A 443-nucleotide genomic window follows, 5' to 3' on the forward strand; every position below is an offset into this window, starting at 1 on the left:
TCCTAGCTATGAATGCAGCAGTAAAGCGGCTCGACGTCATCTGTATAGGTCGGGTGGCCGTCGACCTCTATGCCCAGCAGATTGGTTCGCGGCTAGAAGACGTTGCCAGTTTCGCGAAATATCTCGGCGGCTCCTCCGGCAACGTGGCCTTTGGCACCGCGATTCAGGGGCTGAAATCGGCCATGCTGGCGCGCGTTGGCGATGAACACAACGGCCGTTTCCTGCGCGAAACGCTCAACCGCGCCGGGGTGGATACCGAGTATCTGATTACCGACAAATCTCGCCTGACCGCGCTGGTGATGCTGGGGATTAAGGATCAGGAGACCTTCCCCCTGATTTTCTACCGCGATAACTGCGCCGATATGGCCTTAACGCCTGACGACATTAGCGAGGAGTATATTGCCTCCTCCCGGGCGCTGGCGGTGACTGGCACCCACCTGTCG

General features: G+C 58.9%; 1 protein-coding gene. It reads left to right on the forward strand.

The features are described from left to right. On the forward strand, window positions 1–443 hold a 443-nt coding region (locus tag M3223_RS23930), incomplete at both ends, for a PfkB family carbohydrate kinase (protein ID WP_251566294.1).

Source organism: Paenibacillus pasadenensis (assembly GCF_023715725.1).
Classification (GTDB): Bacteria; Bacillota; Bacilli; order Paenibacillales; family Paenibacillaceae; genus Paenibacillus_O; species Paenibacillus_O pasadenensis_A.